At 68.4% G+C, this 16,451-nt stretch carries 19 protein-coding genes; 13 read left to right on the top strand and 6 right to left on the bottom strand.

What is annotated here, in order from left to right:
• Positions 1-150: 150 nt before the first annotated feature.
• Both DEBA_RS15760 and DEBA_RS15755 read left to right on the top strand, forming a co-directional pair.
• Entirely contained in the window at positions 151-1,152 is a 1,002-nt protein-coding gene (locus DEBA_RS15760; RefSeq protein ID WP_013259943.1) for a methyltransferase, read from the top strand.
• A 17-nt stretch (positions 1,153-1,169) separates the two neighbouring features.
• Positions 1,170-1,622: a DUF3795 domain-containing protein gene (locus DEBA_RS15755; RefSeq protein WP_013259942.1), complete on the top strand. Its 453-nt coding sequence runs from the start codon at positions 1,170-1,172 to the stop codon at positions 1,620-1,622.
• Positions 1,623-1,675: 53 nt separating this feature from the next.
• Here the strand turns inward: DEBA_RS15755 and yedF are convergent, their stop codons facing one another.
• From yedF to DEBA_RS15730, 5 genes are all read right to left on the bottom strand, one after another.
• A complete protein-coding gene (yedF, locus tag DEBA_RS15750; RefSeq protein WP_013259941.1) occupies positions 1,676-2,275 on the bottom strand; it encodes a sulfurtransferase-like selenium metabolism protein YedF in 600 nt (199 codons plus the stop codon).
• A 77-nt stretch (positions 2,276-2,352) separates the two neighbouring features.
• Positions 2,353-2,682 carry a hypothetical protein gene (locus DEBA_RS15745; RefSeq protein ID WP_043814696.1) on the bottom strand — a complete coding sequence of 110 codons (330 nt, stop codon included), beginning with the start codon at positions 2,680-2,682 and terminating at the stop codon, positions 2,353-2,355.
• 113 nt (positions 2,683-2,795) lie between these two features.
• Positions 2,796-3,260, bottom strand: a complete 465-nt coding sequence (locus DEBA_RS15740; RefSeq protein WP_013259939.1) for a PH domain-containing protein — start codon at positions 3,258-3,260, stop codon at positions 2,796-2,798.
• Between the two features lie 12 nt (positions 3,261-3,272).
• Positions 3,273-4,055: a formate dehydrogenase accessory sulfurtransferase FdhD gene (gene fdhD / locus DEBA_RS17485; RefSeq protein ID WP_013259938.1), complete on the bottom strand. Its 783-nt coding sequence runs from the start codon at positions 4,053-4,055 to the stop codon at positions 3,273-3,275.
• Positions 4,052-5,152, bottom strand: coding sequence for an asparaginase (locus tag DEBA_RS15730; RefSeq protein WP_013259937.1), 1,101 nt, complete (start codon positions 5,150-5,152; stop codon positions 4,052-4,054). Before DEBA_RS15730 ends, fdhD begins: the two co-directional genes overlap by 4 nt.
• A gap of 349 nt (positions 5,153-5,501) precedes the next feature.
• Between DEBA_RS15730 and DEBA_RS15725 the strand changes: the two genes are divergently transcribed.
• The 6 genes from DEBA_RS15725 (at position 5,502) to DEBA_RS15700 (ending at position 11,473) form a co-directional block, all read left to right on the top strand.
• Complete coding sequence (locus tag DEBA_RS15725) at positions 5,502-6,695, top strand: exo-beta-N-acetylmuramidase NamZ family protein (protein ID WP_013259936.1); 1,194 nt, start codon at positions 5,502-5,504, stop codon at positions 6,693-6,695.
• 94 nt (positions 6,696-6,789) lie between these two features.
• Positions 6,790-7,989 (top strand): ABC transporter substrate-binding protein, encoded by a 1,200-nt coding sequence (locus tag DEBA_RS15720; protein WP_013259935.1) that lies wholly within the window; start codon positions 6,790-6,792, stop codon positions 7,987-7,989.
• 11 nt (positions 7,990-8,000) lie between these two features.
• Complete coding sequence (locus tag DEBA_RS15715; RefSeq protein ID WP_013259934.1) at positions 8,001-8,888, top strand: branched-chain amino acid ABC transporter permease; 888 nt, start codon at positions 8,001-8,003, stop codon at positions 8,886-8,888.
• Positions 8,885-9,991, top strand: coding sequence for a branched-chain amino acid ABC transporter permease (locus DEBA_RS15710; protein ID WP_013259933.1), 1,107 nt, complete (start codon positions 8,885-8,887; stop codon positions 9,989-9,991). Before DEBA_RS15715 ends, DEBA_RS15710 begins: the two co-directional genes overlap by 4 nt.
• A complete protein-coding gene (locus DEBA_RS15705) occupies positions 9,988-10,773 on the top strand; it encodes an ABC transporter ATP-binding protein (protein ID WP_013259932.1) in 786 nt (261 codons plus the stop codon). Before DEBA_RS15710 ends, DEBA_RS15705 begins: the two co-directional genes overlap by 4 nt.
• Positions 10,766-11,473, top strand: coding sequence for an ABC transporter ATP-binding protein (locus DEBA_RS15700; RefSeq protein ID WP_013259931.1), 708 nt, complete (start codon positions 10,766-10,768; stop codon positions 11,471-11,473). Before DEBA_RS15705 ends, DEBA_RS15700 begins: the two co-directional genes overlap by 8 nt.
• 6 nt (positions 11,474-11,479) lie before the next feature.
• On the opposite strand, the gene DEBA_RS15695 is transcribed toward DEBA_RS15700, so the two are convergent.
• Positions 11,480-14,275 carry a HEAT repeat domain-containing protein gene (locus DEBA_RS15695; RefSeq protein WP_013259930.1) on the bottom strand — a complete coding sequence of 932 codons (2,796 nt, stop codon included), beginning with the start codon at positions 14,273-14,275 and terminating at the stop codon, positions 11,480-11,482.
• A 335-nt stretch (positions 14,276-14,610) separates the two neighbouring features.
• Here DEBA_RS15695 and DEBA_RS15690 point away from each other — a divergent pair, with 335 nt between their 5' ends.
• From DEBA_RS15690 to DEBA_RS15670, 5 genes are read left to right on the top strand one after another with little or no spacing between them, the layout of a single operon-like run.
• The gene (locus tag DEBA_RS15690) at positions 14,611-15,105 is read left to right on the top strand and encodes a hypothetical protein (RefSeq protein ID WP_148227890.1); all 495 of its coding nucleotides are present in this window, start codon (positions 14,611-14,613) and stop codon (positions 15,103-15,105) included.
• Between the two features lie 24 nt (positions 15,106-15,129).
• Positions 15,130-15,459 (top strand): hypothetical protein, encoded by a 330-nt coding sequence (locus DEBA_RS15685; RefSeq protein WP_013259928.1) that lies wholly within the window; start codon positions 15,130-15,132, stop codon positions 15,457-15,459.
• Positions 15,456-15,785, top strand: coding sequence for a hypothetical protein (locus DEBA_RS15680; RefSeq protein WP_013259927.1), 330 nt, complete (start codon positions 15,456-15,458; stop codon positions 15,783-15,785). Before DEBA_RS15685 ends, DEBA_RS15680 begins: the two co-directional genes overlap by 4 nt.
• Positions 15,782-16,105, top strand: a complete 324-nt coding sequence (locus DEBA_RS15675; protein WP_013259926.1) for a hypothetical protein — start codon at positions 15,782-15,784, stop codon at positions 16,103-16,105. Before DEBA_RS15680 ends, DEBA_RS15675 begins: the two co-directional genes overlap by 4 nt.
• Before the next feature lies 1 nt (position 16,106).
• Positions 16,107-16,436, top strand: a complete 330-nt coding sequence (locus DEBA_RS15670; protein WP_013259925.1) for a hypothetical protein — start codon at positions 16,107-16,109, stop codon at positions 16,434-16,436.
• Positions 16,437-16,451 lie beyond the last annotated feature (15 nt).

The raw sequence follows: 16,451 nt of genomic DNA, 5'->3' as shown, positions 1-16,451 counted from the left end.
TTGCGTGGCCAACCAGCCGACAATCAAAGATAAATTGACGCTAGCGCCCGTAAGGCGCGCGGGCGAGGCCGGCAACGGGTGTTTTCAAAGGACGCTTGGCTGGTGCATACTGTGGGGCAGGCGAGAAAGCAACCCCTCACGGAGCGCCGCATGGAAGCAAGAACCTGGAACGCCGATGAAGTGATCCGCCTGGCCAACGGCTATTGGGGCGTCTTTGCCCTACAGGCCCTGGCCGCCACCGGCTTGGCCGCCCGTCTGGCCAAGGGCCCGGCCACGGCCAACGCCTTGGCCGCCAGCCTGGGCCTGGACCCCAAGGGCGCCGACATGCTCCTGGTGGCCTGCAAGGGCCTGGGCTTGTTGGGCGGCCGCGGGGACGGCTACGCCTTGGCCCCCGGCTTGGAGCAATTGCTCGACCCGGACTCGCCCGATTCGCTGCACAACTACATCATGCACATGCACGACATGGCCCCCGACTGGGCCCGTTTGCCCCAGGCCGTGGCCAGTGGCCGGCCGGTGGCCCAACGCGGCGGCCAGCACGATTCGCCGGCGCGGCGGCACTTTTATGGGGCCATGGCCGAACTGGCCCGCATGCGCGCGCCGCTGGTGGCCCCCAGCCTGGGCCTGCGACCGGGCATGCGTCTGCTGGACCTGGGCGGCGGGCCGGGCATCTACGCGCTCAGCTTCACGCGCTTTCAGCCGGGCCTGGCGGCCACGGTCTTCGACCTGCCCGGCGCCGAACCCCATTTTCGCCGCGAGGCCAAGTCGCGCGGCCTGGAAGGCAAGGTGGGCTACATCGTCGGCGACTACAACAACGACGACCTCGGCGGCCCCTACGACGTGGTCTGGCTCAGCCAGGTGCTGCACGGCGTGGGGCCCGCGGTCTGCCGCAAGCTGGTGGGCAAGGCCGCCCAGGCCCTGGCCCCGGGCGGCGCGCTGTGGGTGCAGGAGTTCGTGCTCGACCGCCGCAACCCCTCGCCGCCGTTCGCGGCGCTATTTGCCCTGAACATGCTGATCAACACCGAAGGCGGCCGCGGCTACACGGCCGAGGAAATCAGCCAGTTCATGATCGAGGCCGGCCTGGGCCAGTGCGAATACAGCGGGCCCTTGCCGCCGGGTTCGCCAGTGGGCCTGGTGCGCGGCGTCAAACCCTGAAACGTGGAGGATGGGCGATGATCAACCGGGAACTGCTGGCCCCTTGCGGGCTCTATTGCGGCATCTGCGCCATTCGCCTGGCCTGGGTCAGCGACGATCCGGCCCTGAAGCAAAAGGTGGCCAAACTCTACGGCGTGGAGGAGGAGCAGATAGTCTGTGATGGCTGCATGTCGCCACGGCGCTTTGTCTTTTGCCAGGCGTGCGCCATCCGCGATTGCGCGCAAAGCAAGGGCCTTGACGGCTGCGCGGCCTGCGCGGAGTTTCCCTGTTCGCGCATCGAGAGGTTCCCCGTGCCTGCCGGGCTGGCCTTTATCCGCCAGGAAGTGCCGCGCTGGCGCGAACTGGGCGCCGAGGCCTGGGTGGCCGACCTGGAGCGGCGGCATGCCTGCCCCAGTTGCGGCGGGTTGATCATGCGCGGGGCGCGGCGCTGCCATGCTTGCGGCGTGGAGGCGTCGCCAGCCGGGGTCTGAATTTCAAGCAAACGCTTCATGCTTATCGTCGAGCATGAAGCGTTTGCTTTAATCTATACCGTGACGACCTTGGCCGCCGCCTGCATGGAGGTGACGATATCGAGCATGTTGGTGGTCTGACCGACCATCTTTTGCTCCAACAGGCCGAAATGATTCAGACAGGTGCCGCAGACCAGGATGCTCACGCCGGCCGCTTCCAGTTCGAGTAAACACTCAAGCGTGGGCGCGCCGGTCACGCAGAGCTTGACGCCCGCGTTGACAAAGACCAGCCGCCACAGTTCGGGGCCCATTTCCTTGAGTGTCAGCAGGAAATTTTTCATCAGCCCCGCGCCCAGGGCGTCGTCGCCCCGGCCGAAGGTGTCGCTGCGCACCAAAACCAGGTGCCGGGTAGGGCCGGGCGCGCAGGCCAGCGAGTCGGGCGCGGGTTGGGCTGGCGCGGCCGCTTCCGGGTCGCGGCGGGCGCTGATGAGATAATCCGCGCCGTTGGGTGTGACCTGGACGTCATAGCCCCGCGATTCGAGAAAACGGCTGACGTTGATCGCCGCGGCCTGGTTGTCCACCAGCGCCTCGACGCTGGGCGCGCCGGTTCGTTCGATCAGTTCCTTGGCCCGGATCACCGGTTGGGGGCAGGCCAAACCCCGACAATCCAACATCCGCATGCCTCCGCGAAAGCGGCGTGAAAAGAGGCGCGCGCCGCATCGGCGGCGCGGCCGGCGTCAAGGGCCGCTGGTTATTTCTGCTCTTCGTCGGCCGGCGGGGCCGGGGGCTCGACTTTGTCCATGGCCTCCAGCTTGGCCCGCAGTTCGGCCACCTCGGCCTTGTATTTTTCCAGTTCGGCGTCGGGGTCGCCCGCGCCCTGGAACGGGGCCTGGGCCGCCTCCAACTCGGCGGCGCGCTGGGCCTTGAGGTCTTCGGCGCCCAGGTAGGCCGCCAGGCCGCCGCCCAGCAGCAGCACCACCGGAACCGCGCCCTTGAGCAGATCGACGAACTCGCCCCACCAACCGATGATGCCGACCAGGCCCAAAACCAGGGCCACGGCGCCTCCTGCCAAAGTGATCATAATTCAATCCTCCAATTGGTGTCGCGTCGCGGGCCGTCCGGCCCGAGCCTCGGTCGTCTAGTTTCGTCTAACACGGCCCATGGCCGAAGTCAACGCCCGGCGCGCCTGGCGGCTCAGCGCCGAAAGGCGCCGTAGACCGGCGTGTCGCTGGCCCCCAGGTCCAAAAGCAGTTGCTTCAGCTTCTGCGGCTGGGCCACGCCGAAGAGCTTGACCGCCGGCGTTTGCTCGCCGTCGATGTAAACGTGGACGTGGGCCACGCCCAAAAGGCGCTGAATGATGGCCCGGCGCAGATCGATGCGCGTGATGCGCGCGATCGGCGCGCGGTCGAGGCGGTTTTTGGGAAAACTGGACTGGGCGGTCAGCTCGTCGGCCGTGACCTGGTAGAGCGTGGTGAAGCGCTTGATCAGGATGAAGGCCAGAAAGCAGGTGGCCAAAAGCTGGCCCAGGGCCGGGCTGATGTGGGTGTCGGGGTTGATCAGCGGGCCTCCGCCCAGGACGATCACGCCGAGGAAATATACGCCAAAGCCCTGCCACGACGGGCGAAAGGCGCTAAATTGCCGCGATGCCGTTTGATCCATGTGTCGGTCCTTTCAGGCGTGGAAGGGCCGCCCGTCGACGACCAGGCGTTGGGGGTGAGAATAGACGTTCAGGCGCGAGCCTCGGGCGAAGCCGATCACCGTCAGGCCCATGGCCCGCGCCGCCTCCACGGCCGCCGCCGTGGGCGCCGAGACCGAAACGACCATCTGCAAGCCCACCCGGCCGGCCTTGAGGGCCATCTCCAGGCTGACCCGGCCGCTCAGCGCCGCGATCCTGGCCCGGCCCAGTGCGCCGGCCAGCCAAGCCGCGCCCACGGCTTTATCCAGGGCGTTGTGGCGGCCCACGTCCTCGGCCACGGCCAGCGGCGCGCCGCATGCGTCGAAGATGGCCGCGCCGTGGCTGGCCCCGGTTTGCGCGAACAAGGCCTGGCCCCGAGCCATGGCCTCGATCAGACCCAGGGCCGTGGCCAGCTCCAGGCGCAGATCATCGGCCAGGGGCTTGGCTGCCGCCGGGCCGGTGGGGCCGCCGCCAGCGCCGCGCGGGCCCTGCTCTGGCCGGGGCAAGAGCGGCCCCGCGACCAACACCCGCCGGCCCGGCGCGTCGACGACGACGGCCGGCAACGGCCCCTCGAGCTCCAGCCAGCCCATGGTCAGGCCATAACCGGCGGCCAGGGCGGCCATATCCTCGCCGGGGCTGACCATCAGCCGCGTCGCCTCCTCCCCGCCCAGCACGATGGCCCAGGGCCGCTCGTCGGCCAGCATGTCCTCGACCAGGCGTGGCGTTTGGCCCAGGCTCATCCGCCAGACCTGGCCCTTCAGCGCGCCTTGGCCGTTCATAGGTTGAAGACTGGCCGCAGCTCGGCCACCTGCTCGCCCCGGTGGTTGGCCAGCTTGGGCCGGGCCAGGTCGGCCAGGTCGTCTTCCAGCGCGTCGTGGCTCAGCACGCCCAGGCAGTGCAAGGCCTGGCAGACAGTCGGGGCCACGGCGCGCATGTTGCCGTCCTCGATCTTGATGGCCAGGCCCAGGCCCAGCTCGGGCAAGGCCACCGCGTAGGAGCCCTCGGCCCCGGTCTTGGCCAGGAGCTTGCCCGGCGCGGCCTGCATCAGCCTGGTGCACAGCCGGCCGTTGCCGGCGATCATCAGCGGGTTGGCCAGGCAGGCGGCCATCAGCCGCTCGGCGGCCGCGATCCGCGCCACGTCCAGGCCCGAACGCCCCGGATCGGCCAGCCGGGCGTAGGCCCCGGCCAGGGCCACCAGCGGCAGGCGAAACACCGGCACGCCGCAGCCATCAACGCCCACGCCGATCTGCTCGATGGGATAACGGCACCACTCGGCCACCGATTGCATCACCAGCCGTTGCACCGGATGGCTGGGCTTGTCGTAGCCATCGGTGGGTAGGCCGAGATGCTTGCACAAAATGAGCATGGCCGCGTGCTTGCCGGCGCAGTTGTTGTGCACCGGGCGCGGCTTTTGGCCGGCGGCCTCCAGGGCCTTGGCCGTGGGCCCGTGGGAGGGCCGGTGCACGCCGCAGTTGAGCAGCTCCGGCCCCAGGCCGGCCTTGGCCAGGGCGCCAGTCACCGCCGCCACGTGGAAATCCTCGCCGCCCAGCGAGCCGCACATGCAGGCCAACTCGGCGTCGGAGAGGCCAAAGGCCTCGGCCGCGCCGCTGGTCAGCAGGGGCAACACCTGCAAGGGCTTGGCCGCCGAGCGCAAAAACGTGGGCATGGCCGGATGGCCCAGGCCCCGCTGGCGTTTGCCGTCGGCGGTGCAGACGGCCACCGCCCCCCGGTGCAGGCTCTCGGTCAGGCCGCCGCGGGCCAGCTCCACCAAGGGCGGGGCGTATTCCGGCGGCTCGACGCCGCCGCGCTCGTGCTCGTGGGAGTGATCGTGATGATGGTGTCCGCCCAGGTGGCGGGGAAGGGATATTTCAGGCATCGTTTACACCTTATCTCGTATAGACGTTGACATGTGCATACTACGGCCTTAACCTAATTATAGAGAGAAGGGACGGTTATCGCCAACGGGTCACCCCCCACGCGCCCTGGCGGTCGGGCGGCCAAAGCCCCCTCAGGCGGGCCCGGCCGGGTCGGGCGCGGTTTCCTCCCTCTCATCCCCTTGAGCCCCGGGAACAGCCGCCCGGGGCTCATTTTTTTTCACGCGGCCGTGGCCGATGGTCGCCCCAAAGGCCGGGGCTTGGCAAGCAATATCGCCGCGAAAGCGCGGGTTGGCGTTGGGTTTGGCTGGCGGCCGGGCTATAATGGCTGGCGAAAAAAGGAGATGCGCCGTGGAGCAACCCCGCCCGTCGAACAACGTGACCAGTGGCCTGGCGGCCCTGTGCGCGGCCCCGCCGGCCGCCTTGCGCGGCGCGCGCCTGGGCCTGGTCTGTAGCTCCGCCGCCTGCACGGCCGATCTGACCCCGGCCCCCGAGGCCGTCAACGCGGCCCTGCCCGGCGCGCTCAAGGCCATTTTCGGCCCGCAGCACGGCTTTTACGCCGAGTTGCAAGATAATATGATCGAAAGCGACCACGGCCGCCATCCGCGCCTGGACCTGCCGGTCTTTTCGCTCTATGGCCAGACCAGGCGGCCCAGCGCCGCGATGCTGGCCGGCCTGGACGCGCTGCTGATCGACATGGTCGACGTGGGCTGCCGGGTCTATACGTTTTTCAGCACGATGGTGGCCTGCCTGGAGCAGTGCGCGGCCTTGGGCCTGGCCGTCTGGGTGTTGGACCGGCCCAACCCCATCGGCCGTGGGGCCGAGGGCGCGGTGCTGCCGCCGGAGCTGATGAGCTTCGTGGGGGCCCACGCCATCCCCCTGCGCCACGGCCTGAGCATGGGCGAACTGGCCCGGCTGGTGGCGGCCGAGCGAGGCCTGGACCTCGATCTGCGCGTGATCCCGGCCCATGGCTGGGACGGCGCTTCGTTCGAGCGCTGTGGCCTGCCCTGGGTCATGCCCTCGCCCAACATGCCCACCATCGAGACGGCCCGGGTCTATCCCGGCCAGGTTCTGCTGGAAGGCGCGACCCTCAGCGAGGGTCGGGGAACGACGCGGCCCTTCGAGGTCTTCGGCGCGCCAGGCCTGGACCCTTGGGCCGTGCTGGCGCGCCTGGAGTCCGAGGCCCTGACGGGCGCGCGTCTGCGGCCGCTGTTTTTTCAGCCCACGTTTCATAAATACGCCGGCCAGGTCTGCGGCGGGTTTCAGCTCCACGTGAGCGAGCCCGAGGTTTTTCGGCCAGTGCGGGCCAGCATCGCCATCCTGGCGGCGATCAGCCGGGCCCATCCCGGCCTGTGGGGCCTGCGGCCGCCGCCCTACGAATATGAATACGAGCGCCGGCCCTTGGACCTGCTGCTGGGCGACAGCGCGGCCAGCGACGAACTGCTGGCCGGGGCCTCCTGGGCCGCGCTGGAAGAACGTTGGGCCCCCGGCCTGGCCCGTTGGCGCGAGAGGGTCGAGCCGGCGTTATTGTACCCTTGGCCATAGGCGTTGCCTGGGCGGGCTTTGGTGTGCTAAACGATAATCGCGTGGATGAACTGCCCGGGCCGCTTTTCTTTCCCAGCCAAGGAGCCGAAACCAAATGATCGCCGGTCACCGAATTACGATCTTGCGCGCGTGCGTTGGCGGGGCCCTGGCGGCCCTGTTTTTTTGGGCCTGCCTGGGCGTTGGCGCGCATCCGGCCAAGGCCGACGAGGCGGCCGGTCGGCCGCTGGTCATCGGCCTGATGCAGGCCCTGACCGGCCCGGTGGCCGGCTATGGCCAGATGGGCCTGGAGGGCGTGCGCATCGCCCAGGCCATGGCCCACAGCGCCGCCGGCCACCCGCTGGAGTTGCTGATCGTCGACACCAAGGGCGAGGCCACCGAGGCGGCCAACGGGGCCACCCGCCTGGCCACCAAGGAAAAAGTCGTGGCCATACTGGGGCCGACCATCTCCTCCACCTCGCTGACCGCCGGCGACATCGCCCAAAGCCACGATCTGCCCATGCTCACGCCCACGGCCACCAACCCCATGGTCACCCAGGGCAAGACGTTCGTCTTTCGGCTCTGCTTCACCGACCCCGACCAGGGCGGCGCGGCCGCGTCCTATGTCTTCAACGGTCTGGGCAAAAAGAAAGTGGCCGTCATGTTCGACGTGGGCCAGGATTACTCGGTGGCCCTGGCCGGCTACTTCATGAGCGCCTTCAAGAAGCTTGGCGGCGAGATAACCATCGTCACCAAGTTCGGCGGCGGAGCCCAGGACTTCAGCGCCCAGTTGGCGGCGGTCAAGGACTCGGGGGCCGAGCTGCTCTACATGCCGATCTACTGCCCCGAAATGCCCCTGGCCGCGCGCCAGGCCCGCGAGGCCGGGCTCAACATCCCCCTTTTCGCCGGCGACGGGGCCCAAGCGCCCGAGCTGATGCAGATCGGCGGCTCGGCGGTGGAGGGCCTGATGTTCACGGCCCACTTCGCGCCGGGGGCCGCGCCCAACCAGCGGGCCGCGGAGTTTTTCCGCCGTTTCGACCAAGCCCGCGCCGCGGGCAAGATCAACGAAGACATCACCGCCTTTCATGTGCTGGGGGCCGAGGGTTATCTGGTGCTGCGCGACGCCCTGGAGCGTAGCGGCGGCCAGGGTGGATCGGCCCTGCGCCAGGCCCTGCTGGACCCGGCCGGCTTTGACGGCCTGACCGGCCACTTCGCCATCGGGCCCGACGGCAACGCCGCCAAAAAGATCCTGGTGCTGGTCGTCAAGGACGGCAAGTTCGCGCGCCTGGCCGACGTGGCCACGGACTGCAGGCCCTGAGGCCGGCAGCCATGGGCTTCGAGGCGTTCATCCAACACCTGATCAACGGCCTGAGCCTGGGCAGCCTGTACGCGCTGATCGCCATCGGCTACACCATGGTCTATGGCATTTTGCGCCTGATCAACTTCGCCCACGGCGACGTGCTGATGGTCGGCTGCTACGCGGCCTTTTTTGGCCAAGCCATCTTCGGCCTGCCGTGGTGGGCCGGGCTCGCCGGGGCCATGGCCCTGACGGCGCTTTTGGGCGCGTTGATCGAGGCCGGGGCCTATCGCCCGTTGCGCGCGGCGCCGCGCATCAGCACGCTGATCGCGGCCATCGGCGTGAGCTTTCTGCTGCAAAACCTGGCCATCGTCTTCTTCGGCGGCCGGGCCAAGGCCTTTCAGCGGCCCGAGGTCTTTGACCAGGTTTATCAATGGGGCCAGGTGCGCGTTCAGGCCCTGGGTTTGTGGACGCCGCTGGTCACCGCGTTGCTTTTGATCGGGCTTTTGCTGCTGCTGCGCCGCACGCGCCTGGGCCTGGCCATGCGCGCCCTCAGCCGCGACATGACCACCGTGGGCCTGATGGGCGTCGACGTCAACCGCGTGGTGGCCATGGCCTTTGCCATAGGTTCGGCCTTGGCCGCGGTGGGCGGGGTGTTCTGGGCCATGAAATATCCCCAGATCAACCCGGCCATGGGCGTCATGCCCGGGCTCAAGGCCTTCACGGCGGCGGTGCTGGGCGGCATCGGCAATGTGGGCGGGGCGGTGGCCGGCGGGCTGGTCCTGGGCCTGGCGGAGATTCTGCTGGTGGCCCTGCTGCCGGCCTACTCCGGCTACAAGGACGCCCTGGCCTTTTTGCTGCTGATCGGCGTGTTGTTGTTTCGGCCCACGGGCATCATGGGCCGGGAGCTGCCGGAATGACGATTTGGCGCGATTTTTTTCGGCCTGGGCCGCTGCCGCCCCGCTCGCTGAGCCGTCGCCGCGACGTGGCCCTGACCCTGCTCGCCGGCCTGGCCGGGGCTGCGGCGCTGTGGTTGGTGGAGCGCCACGGTCAACCCTTCGTGGTGCACATGCTCACCCTGGCGGCCATCTACGCCACCCTGGCCGTCAGCTACAACCTCATCAACGGCGTGGCCGGCCAGTTTTCGTTGGAGCCCAACGCCTTCGTGGCCTGCGGGGCCTATGTGACCGCCCTGCTGACCATGACCCCCGACGAAAAGGCCATGACCTTCATTCTCGAACCCCTGATCTGGCCCTTTGCCGACATCTGCCTGCCGTTGCCGGCGGCGCTCCTGATCGCCGGCTGCCTGACCGTGGCCCTGGCCTTCGCCATGGGCTTTCCGGTGTTTCGGGTGCGCGGCGACTATCTGGCCATCGTGACGCTGGGCTTTGGCGAGGTGATCCGGGTCGTGGCCGAAAACGCCCAGGGCCTGACCAACGGGCCGCTGGGCCTCAAGGGCATCGAACGGCAGACCAACCTGTGGTGGTCGTGGGGCCTGCTGGCCGTGACCCTGATCGTCGTGGGGCGGCTGGTCAATTCGTCCTATGGCCGGGCCATGAAGGCCGTGCGCGAGGATGAATCAGCGGCGGCGGCCATGGGCGTCAACGTGTTTTGGCACAAGATGCTGGCCTTTTGCACCAGCGCCTTTTTCGAGGGCGTGGCCGGCGGGCTGCTGGCCCATCTGCTGACGGCCATCAACCCCAGGCAGTTCGACTTCTTGTTCACCTTCACGCTGTTGATCATCATCGTCGCCGGCGGCCTGGGTTCGACCACCGGCGCGGTGCTGGGGGCGTTTCTGGTGACCTTCGGCGCGGAATACCTGCGTTTTGTCGATCAATCATTCACTATCCCGTTGATCGACTACGCCGTGCCGGCCACGCCGGGGTTGCGCATGGTCATCTTCAGCCTGCTGCTGGTGGGGCTGATGATTTTTGCCCGGCGGGGCATCATGGGCCGAGCCGAGTTTTCCTGGCGCTGGCTGGCGGCGGTGATCGGCCGGCGGCGCGGCGGAGGGGCGGCGTGAATCGGGCGCTGTTGAGCGTGAGCGGGCTGGGTTGCTCGTTCGGCGGGCTGCGGGCCGTGGACGATCTGACCCTGGAGGTGCGGCGCGGCCAGGTGGCCGGGCTGATCGGGCCCAACGGCGCGGGCAAGACCACCTGCTTCGACTTGATCAGCGGGCGCGGGCGGCCCGATTGCGGGCGGGCGGTCTTCGACGGCGTGGACATCACCGGCCAAAAGGCCCATCGCATCAACCGCCTGGGCCTGGCGCGCACCTTTCAGAACATCCGGCTCTTCGATGAGCTTTCGGTGCGTGAAAACGTGCTGGTCGGTTTTCACGGACGCTTGCGCGGCGGCTTTTTTTCGGCGATGCTGCGCCTGCCCGGTTACGCGCGCCAGGAGCGGGCCATGGAGCGCCGGGCCGACGAACTGCTGGCCCTGGTGGGCCTTGCCGCCCAGCGCGACGAGCGGGCCGGAACCATGGCCTATGGCCAGCGCCGCCTGCTGGAGATGGCCCGGGCCCTGGCCACCGACCCCAAGCTGCTGCTGCTCGACGAGCCGGCCGCCGGCATGAATCACGGCGAGACGGCGGCGCTGAGCGTGTTGATCGGCCGGCTGCGCGACAAAATGAACCTGACCATCCTGCTCATCGAGCACGACATGCGCCTGGTGATGAACGTTTGCGACACGCTCACCGTCCTCGACCACGGCAAGGTCATCGCCCAAGGCGCGCCGGACGAGGTGCGGGCCGACCCGCGGGTCATCGAGGCCTATCTGGGGCCGGAGCTGGAGTTGGGCGATGCTTGAGGCGCGTGGGCTGGAGGCCCGTTTCGGCGGGGCGCTGGCCCTGCGCGGGGTGGATCTGCGCGTCGGCCGGGGCGAGGTGGTCTGCCTGATCGGGGCCAACGGCGCGGGTAAGACGACGCTTTTGGCGCTGTTGGCTGGGCTGCTGCGGCCCAGCGCCGGGACGATTCGCTTTGCCGGCCAAGACGTCGGCGGCCTGAAGGCCCACGCCCTGGCCCGGCGCGGCTTGATCCTTTGCCCCGAGGGCCGGCGGGTCTTCGACGAACTGAGCGTGGCCGAAAACCTGACCCTGGGCGGCTACGCCCGGCGGCGCGGGCCGGAACTGAGCGCCGATCTGGCGGCGGTGTACGAGCGCTTTCCCCGCCTGGCCGAGCGCCGCAAACAGCCGGCCGGCGCGCTCAGCGGCGGCGAGCAGCAGATGCTGGCCATCGGCCGGGCGCTGATGGCCGGGCCCAAGCTCTTGATGCTCGACGAGCCCAGCCTGGGCCTGGCCCCGTTGGTGGCCGCCGAGGTCTTTGGCGTGATCAAAAACATCGCCGGCCAAGGCGTGACCGTGCTGTTGGTCGAGCAGAACGCTCGGGCGGCCCTGGCCATCAGTCAGCGGGGCTACGTGCTGGAAAACGGCCGCGTCACGCTGGAGGGGCCCAGCGCCGAGCTGGCCGCCAACGACGCGGTGCGCCGGGCCTATCTGGGGCTGGATTAAGCTCGCTCAATCCAGGTTCACGGATTCTTCCAGGCCGTAACGGTCCATCACTTCTTGCACTTTTTCCTTGCCAAACATGCGCAGCGCCTCCAGCGCCGCCTCGCGGACCATCTTGACGCTGTCGCCCTTGGCCCGCAGCAGCGGCCGCACGGCCTTGTCGTCGCCGATCTGGCCCAGGGCCAAAGCCGCCGCCGCGCGCACGTCGCGGTGGCTGTCGTGCAGGGCGGCGATGGCCAGGTCGGCCGCCGTGCGTTCGGCCAGCTTGCCCAGGGCGGCCATGACGGAGGCGCGCACCTCGGGCTGGGGATCGCTGGCGGTGGCCTTGAGCGGATCGATGGCGCGGCGGTCGGCGATGGCGGCCAGGGAGGCCGCCGCCTGGGCCCTGGCCCGGCCGTTGCCCGAGCCCAGCCGGCCGATCAGCGCCGGCACGGCCGCCTCGCCAAAGCGTTCCAGGGCCTCGCCCACGCTGGCCGAGACGCTTTTTAGTTGATCGCCCAAGGCGGCGGCCAGCGGCGGGATGGCCTCGGCCTGGCCGGCCAAACCCAGGGCCTGGGCCGCCGCGCCGCGCACGGCCGGGCTGGGGTCTTCCAAGGCCTCGATCAGCGGGCCCACGGCCTTTTTGCCCTGTTCGCCGCGCAGGGCCATGGCCGCGCCCAGGCGCAGGCCCGCGTCGCGGCCGTGCAAGGCCCCGGCCAGGGCCTCGCCGCCCAGGATCTGGCCCAGGTTCTTGAGCGCTTCGTCGGCCACGGCGCGCAGGGCCGGTTCACTCAGGGCCGCCGCTAGCGGGCCCAGGGCTCGGGCGTCGCCGATCTGGGCCAAGGCCATGGCCGCGGTCTTGGCCGCCTGGTCGCTGATGCCCGACAACAGCTTGGCCAGGGGCGCGACGGCCGCGGGGTTTTTCAGCTCGCCCAAGGCCTGGGCGGCGGCCACGCGCACGTCCCAGTTTTCGTCTTCGAGCCGGGCGATGAGCCCGCCGGCCGCGCCGCCGTCGCCGATCTGGCCCAGGGCGGTGGCCGCGGCGGCCCGCAAGGCCGGATCTTGGCGCTGGGTCATGCGCAGCAGCGGCTCCACCGCCACGCCGCTATGCAAGCGGCCCAGGGCCTGGGCCGCGGATAAAAGCACTTCGTTGGGCTGGTTGTCCAAAAGCGCCACCAGCGGGCCGGCGGCGCGGCGGTCGGCCAGTTGACCCAGCGCCTCGGCGGCGGCGGCGCGCACCTGGGCGTCATCGTCGGCCAGCGCCTCGATTAGCCCCGGCGTGGCGCGATCCTGGCCGATTTGGCCCAAGGCGGTGGCCGCCCGTTGCCGGGCCAGGGCCGATGGCGCTTTCAGCGCCCCCAACAGCGCGCCCACGGCCATGGGGCCGATCTCCACCAGGGCTTGCCAGGCCGTGTCGGTCTGGCCCAGGACGCCCACCAACGGCTCCACCGCCCCGGCATGACCCGTGCGGCCCAGGGCCAAGGCCGCCTCGTGGCGCACCTTGGCCGAAGGGTCGTCGAGCACGCGCAACAGCGGCTCCACGGCGTGTTCGTCGCCGACATGACGCAGGGCCAGGGCCGCGCCCAACCTGATGGCCTCGTCCTCGTTGGCCAGGGCGTTGACCAGTGGCCCCACGCCTTGGGCTAGGGCCAGGGCCTCCAGGGCCTCCTCGGCGGCCGATTTCAGCTCGGCGTCTTGCCGGGCGCGGGCCAGGGGGGCCAGGGCCTTGATGTGGCCGATGCGGCCCAGGGCGATGGCCGCGGCGGCCTGGGTCTTCTTGACGGCGGCGTCTCGTCGCTTGTCGTCGAGCACGGCGCTGAGTGGCTCCACCGCCGAGGCGTGGCCGATCTGGCCCAGGGCGCGGGCGGCCTCCTCGCGCAGGGCCGGGGTGTTTTCGGCCAAGGCTTCGACCAACAGCGGCACGGCGCGGCGGTCGTTGAGCAGGGCCAGGGCGCGGGCGGCCTCCTGGCGCAGTCCGCTGAAACGGTCGCGCAGCAGGGGCGTGAGTTTTTCCAGGGCCTTGACCACGCCCAGGCCGGTCAGGCGGGCCGTGGCCCGGGCCGCCACCTCCTCGACATCACTGTTCATCAGGCGCAGCAGCGGCGGCGCGCCGCGATCGTCGCGCACCTTCCACAGGGCCGCGGCGGCCTCCAGATGCACCCAGATATCGGCGTCGTGCAGGGCGGCGGCCAGCCACGGCGCGGCGTCGGGGTCGCCGAAAGCGCCCAGCACCCAGGCGGCCAGGCGGCGCAGGTTGGCGTCTTTGTTATCCAAAACGCGCACGAACGGCGCAACGCCCTCCACGCGGCAGATCTCGTCGGCGGCCAGCCCGGCCATGGAGCGCGCGTCTTCCTGGCCATCGCCCAGGCCGGCCACCAGGCTCTCCACGCCCAGCGCGTCGACCAACTGGCCCATGATCCATTCCGGATCGCGGGCGAACGACAACCCCGGCGGCAGATCCAGCCCGGCGAAGTAGCGGCCGACCGCGCCGGGATCGTGACAATGGACCAAGACCCACGTGGCGGCGAAGGAGCGCACGCCCAGATCCTGGGCCGACAGGGCGCGGGAGATGTTGGCCGCGCCGCCGGCCCCGACGATGTCGGCCAGGGCCTCGGCGGCGGCGGCGCGCACGCGGGGATCGCGGCCGCCCAGGCTGCGGCAGAGCAGGCGGGCGTCGAGCTTGGCCTTGGTGCGGGCCACGGCGGCCACGCTGTGGCGGGCGCGACCGCGCAAGCGGGCGCTCAGGCGCTTGGCCAGGGGCCAGGCCAGGCCGACGAACAACAGCGCGCCCAAGCCGATGACGATGATTTTGACAAGCCCCTCCATGCCTGGTCCTTTCGCCCGGAGATTAACAGGATAGCATCGATCCGGCCGGGCGCGCCAGAGATAGCGCGCGGGCGGGCCGCTGACGGCGCAGCATTGGCGAGACGGCTTCCCGGCCTTTTTCCGCCAGCGCCGCTAACGTTTGCCCAGGCGGCCGCGCTGGGGTCGGGGCCGCCTGGGTCAAAACTGGGAGGTGGGGATTGTTGGCGGGGCTCTATATAAAAGTGATAGGCTACGAGTGGTTGAGCGGCGGTGACAATACCTGCCGGCCATGCCAGGAAAACAACGGCCAGCGTTATTATGTCCGGCCAAGGCCGGGTCAAAAGGCGCTGTCGGAGATGCCCGACGCGCCGTTGCACCCCAACTGCCGCTGCAAGGCCAGGCCCATCGCGCGCGTCACTGTCGAGTCGTCGGCGGGCGAGCAAGGCGGCGACGATGACTACATCCAAGGCGGGGTCAGGGTGATGGGCGGTTGGTGGTTCAACAATGGTAGAACGCTGTGGGATGGGCCGGTGTGGAAAAAATGGTGCGGCGGCGACTGGGGCGGCGGCCGCGATCTGCGCGACCCCAACGCCATCGGTCCGGCCGACGCCAGCCCAGCCGACGCCATGGACGCGGTCTGCAAGCGGCATGACGATTGCTACGACTCGGCCGTGGCGCGCGAAGAATGCGACCGCCGCCTGGTGCGCGAACTGGAGGCCTTGCCCGCCGATCCGGCGCGATGGCCCCACCCGCCGGTCGCCGACGAAGTCGAGGCCGCAGACGAGTACAGAACCATGGCCCTATGGTGGTTCAAGCGAAAAATCGAACGCGAGGCGCTTGTTGGCGACTGAGGATCGGTCGCGCATTGGGGGCAAATGAAACGCCGCATCGATATTTATCTTGGGCTGTTCGCCTGGCTTTTGGGCGCTATTGCGTTTCATATATCCGTATTGCCAGGAGGCGCCTGGGATTTTGACCTTAGCGCGTATGGAATTGATTTTCAATATACATTTTTTGACGCCCTGACCGGCGCGATCCCGCTATTGTGGACGGCGTCGGTGGCGGCGATGATCGTCCTGCGCCAGCGTCCGTTGCGCAAGCTGTGGTGGGTGTGGTTATCGTTTCCGCTGGCGTTTATATTTTATGTTTTCATTTCGTTCATGGTCATTGGTGAGATACGCAACGCCATGGGTTGGAACAAATGAAACGCCGCATCGATATTTATCTTGGGCTGTTCGCCTGGCTCTTGGGCGTGGTTGCGGCGTCGCAAGCCAAGTTTTCATCGCTGACTTGGTGTGTTGACATGAGAAGTTATGGCGTTGGCTTTTATTATACATCATTTGACGCTCTGACCGGCGCGATCCCGCTATTGTGGACGGCGTCGGTGGCGGCGATGATCGTCCTGCGCCAGCGTCCGTTGCGCAAGCTGTGGTGGGTGTGGTTATCGTTTCCGCTGGCGTTTATATTCTATGTTTTTATTTCGTTCATGGTCATTGGTGAGATACGCAACGCCATGGGTTGGAACAAATGAAACGTCGCATCGATATTTATCTTGGGCTGTTCGCCTGGCTCTTGGGCGTGGTTGCGGTCTCGCGAGCAATTTTCCCATCGGCCAGTTGGGTCATTGATTTGAGGAGCCATGGCCTTGATTTTTATTACACTTCAGTTGAAGCCATGATGAAAGGAATCCCGCTGTTGTGGACGGCGTCGGTGGCGGCGATGATCGTCTTGCGCCAGCGTCCATTGCGCAAGCTGTGGTGGGTGTGGTTATCGTTTCCGCTGGCGTTCGTGTTTTACGTGGTCGTCGCGGCGTTTGTCGTTGAGCGGGCGCGCATCGTCATGGGCTGGTGAGATGAAACGCCGCATCGATATTTATCTTGGGCTGTTCGCCTGGTTTTTGGGCGTGGCGGCAGTTTTACGCGCCAAGTTTTCATCGCTGGCGTGGCGTGTTGACCTGAGAGGTTATGGCGTTGACTTTTATTATACATCAATTGACGCCCTGACCGGCGCGATCCCGCTGTTGTGGACGGCGTCGGTGGCGGCGATGATCGTCTTGCGCCAGCGTCCATTGCGCAAGCTGTGGTGGGTGTGGTTATCGTTTCCGCTGGCGTTTATATTTTATCTGATCATCGCCGTGCTGATAACGGGGCAGGCGCGCGAGGTCATGGGCTGGGATAAATAAGCTTGTTTCGCAAGC

Origin of the sequence: Desulfarculus baarsii DSM 2075, from assembly GCF_000143965.1 — a bacterium.
GTDB lineage: Bacteria > Desulfobacterota > Desulfarculia > Desulfarculales > Desulfarculaceae > Desulfarculus > Desulfarculus baarsii.
Note: the sequence above shows the minus strand (reverse complement) of the source record. Positions and strands in the feature narration are given on the sequence as shown.

Bases quoted from the DNA above. Each gene is read 5' to 3' on its own strand.
- DEBA_RS15710 (WP_013259933.1), top strand. From the start codon at position 8,885: ATGACGATTTGGCGCGATTTTTTTCGGCCTGGGCCGCTGCCGCCCCGC.
- DEBA_RS15670 (WP_013259925.1), top strand. From the start codon at position 16,107: ATGAAACGCCGCATCGATATTTATCTTGGGCTGTTCGCCTGGTTTTTG.
- DEBA_RS15760 (WP_013259943.1), top strand. From the start codon at position 151: ATGGAAGCAAGAACCTGGAACGCCGATGAAGTGATCCGCCTGGCCAAC.
- DEBA_RS15745 (WP_043814696.1), bottom strand. From the start codon at position 2,682: ATGATCACTTTGGCAGGAGGCGCCGTGGCCCTGGTTTTGGGCCTGGTC.
- DEBA_RS15740 (WP_013259939.1), bottom strand. From the start codon at position 3,260: ATGGATCAAACGGCATCGCGGCAATTTAGCGCCTTTCGCCCGTCGTGG.
- fdhD (WP_013259938.1), bottom strand. From the start codon at position 4,055: ATGAACGGCCAAGGCGCGCTGAAGGGCCAGGTCTGGCGGATGAGCCTG.
- DEBA_RS15685 (WP_013259928.1), top strand. From the start codon at position 15,130: ATGAAACGCCGCATCGATATTTATCTTGGGCTGTTCGCCTGGCTTTTG.
- DEBA_RS15700 (WP_013259931.1), top strand. From the start codon at position 10,766: ATGCTTGAGGCGCGTGGGCTGGAGGCCCGTTTCGGCGGGGCGCTGGCC.
- DEBA_RS15675 (WP_013259926.1), top strand. From the start codon at position 15,782: ATGAAACGTCGCATCGATATTTATCTTGGGCTGTTCGCCTGGCTCTTG.
- DEBA_RS15715 (WP_013259934.1), top strand. From the start codon at position 8,001: ATGGGCTTCGAGGCGTTCATCCAACACCTGATCAACGGCCTGAGCCTG.
- DEBA_RS15730 (WP_013259937.1), bottom strand. From the start codon at position 5,152: ATGCCTGAAATATCCCTTCCCCGCCACCTGGGCGGACACCATCATCAC.
- DEBA_RS15690 (WP_148227890.1), top strand. From the start codon at position 14,611: ATGCCCGACGCGCCGTTGCACCCCAACTGCCGCTGCAAGGCCAGGCCC.
- DEBA_RS15720 (WP_013259935.1), top strand. From the start codon at position 6,790: ATGATCGCCGGTCACCGAATTACGATCTTGCGCGCGTGCGTTGGCGGG.
- DEBA_RS15695 (WP_013259930.1), bottom strand. From the start codon at position 14,275: ATGGAGGGGCTTGTCAAAATCATCGTCATCGGCTTGGGCGCGCTGTTG.
- DEBA_RS15755 (WP_013259942.1), top strand. From the start codon at position 1,170: ATGATCAACCGGGAACTGCTGGCCCCTTGCGGGCTCTATTGCGGCATC.
- DEBA_RS15680 (WP_013259927.1), top strand. From the start codon at position 15,456: ATGAAACGCCGCATCGATATTTATCTTGGGCTGTTCGCCTGGCTCTTG.
- yedF (WP_013259941.1), bottom strand. From the start codon at position 2,275: ATGTTGGATTGTCGGGGTTTGGCCTGCCCCCAACCGGTGATCCGGGCC.